The organism is Psychrobacter sp. T6-1 (genome assembly GCF_052258445.1).
Window position 1 is genome coordinate 1 of sequence record NZ_JBQQFC010000395.1, and the last position, 1,812, is coordinate 1,812.

Sequence of the window (1,812 nt, forward strand, 5' to 3'; positions counted from 1 at the left end):
AACAATGAGATAGCATGGGTAATTATAGGGACGTTTAGATAAACAAGGAGTCTTCAGATGAAAGCAATCACACGATTTTCGAACAGCTTGATGGAGAAGTATCTACCAGATCCGTTTTTATTCGTCGTTATTTTGACGATTGTCATTTTCGTGATGGGGTTAGGTCTCACCGATTCCTCGCCCGTAGAGATGGTCGCTTATTGGGGCGAGGGCTTCTGGGCATTGCTGGCGTTCTCCATGCAGATGGTGCTAGTGCTGGTTACGGGCTTTGTATTGGCCAGCAGCCCTTTATTCAAAAAGGGGCTGGGTAAGCTGGCAGGTTTTGCGCATTCACCAAGCAGCGCGATTATACTTGTCACCTTGGTATCTCTTGCAGCAAGCTGGATCAACTGGGGCTTTGGCTTGGTGATCGGCGCATTATTCGCCAAAGAGCTGGCTAAGCGCGTTCATGGTGTGGACTATCGATTGCTGATTGCCAGTGCTTACTCTGGCTTTATCATTTGGCATGCAGGATTTTCAGGCTCAATTCCACTATCTATCGCTACCGAAGGTCATCCATTCGTTGAGCAGATAGGTATTGTCCCAACCAGTGCTACGATATTTGCCAGTTATAATTTAATCATCGTGGCAGCTTTGGTCATCATTATACCTTTACTCAACCGTTTGATGATGCCAAGCAAAGCGGATACCGTTACTGTCGATCCCAAAGTTTTGATCGATCCAGTCGAGGAGGAGCTGCCAGCTCAATCTGCGATGACCCCAGCAGAGCGCTTGGAGAACAGCTGGATCCTATCCATGCTAATTGGCGCACTAGGGATTGCCTTTATCGTTTATTATTTTGTGCAAAACGGCTTTGCGTTAACGCTTGATCTTGTCAATTTTATGTTTTTATTCCTTGGTATTATATTTCATGGCACGCCGCGTAAATACTTAATCGCAGTACAAGAGGCGGTCAAGGGCGCAGGCGCTATCATCGTTCAGTTTCCATTTTATGCAGGTATCATGGGGATGATGACGGCCTCCGGGTTGGCGGGGTTAATGTCTGAGGCTTTTGTCAGTGTCTCAACCGAGCAGACGCTGCCACTTTTTGCCTTTTTGAGCGCAGGGCTGGTCAATTTCTTTGTGCCATCAGGCGGCGGGCAGTGGGCAGTACAAGCACCAATTATGTTAGAGGCGGCCGACATGCTAGGAAGCGATCCTTCGCGCGTTGCGATGGCGGTGGCATGGGGCGATGCTTGGACAAACATGATTCAGCCATTTTGGGCTCTGCCAGCATTAGCCATTGCTGGACTCAAAGCCAAAGATATCATGGGCTTTTGCGTCATTGTATTGCTCGTCAGCGGCGTGGTAATCGCTTTAGGACTCTTATTCTTATAAATAACACTCAATAAATAGACCTTGCCTGCTAGACTGGTGAGGTCTTTTTTGTATTTCAACCGTGAGACTGATTATGACTGCTTCCTTGCCACTCTTATATTCCTTTCGCCGCTGCCCTTATGCCATGCGGGCGAGGCTTGGTATTTTGTTCTCAGAGCAGCAAGTTGTACTGCGAGAAATCGTACTAAAGGATAAACCCGCGCAGATGCTAGCGATTAGCCCAAAGGGTACAGTCCCTGTATTGCAACTGAGCGATGGTCAAGTGATTGAAGAGAGTAGGGAGATCATGGAGTGGGCGCTTGCGCAAAATGATCCGCAAGATTTGCTTGATGCCCAAGTGTTGCAGCAAGCCAATACGCTGATCGATCAAAATGATCATGAGTTTAAGCACTGGCTGGATCGCTACAAATACGCAGATCGTCATCTTGAAATGAC

General features: G+C 47.7%; 2 protein-coding genes. Both read left to right on the forward strand.

From position 1 onward, the window contains the following. Positions 1-57: 57 nt before the first annotated feature. Positions 58-1,377: a short-chain fatty acid transporter gene (locus tag ACTXGO_RS13165; protein ID WP_443574839.1), complete on the forward strand. Its 1,320-nt coding sequence runs from the start codon at positions 58-60 to the stop codon at positions 1,375-1,377. Positions 1,378-1,450: 73 nt separating this feature from the next. After that, positions 1,451-1,812, forward strand: a 362-nt coding sequence (locus ACTXGO_RS13170; RefSeq protein WP_443574840.1) for a glutathione S-transferase N-terminal domain-containing protein, incomplete at its 3' end; no start/stop codon positions are given.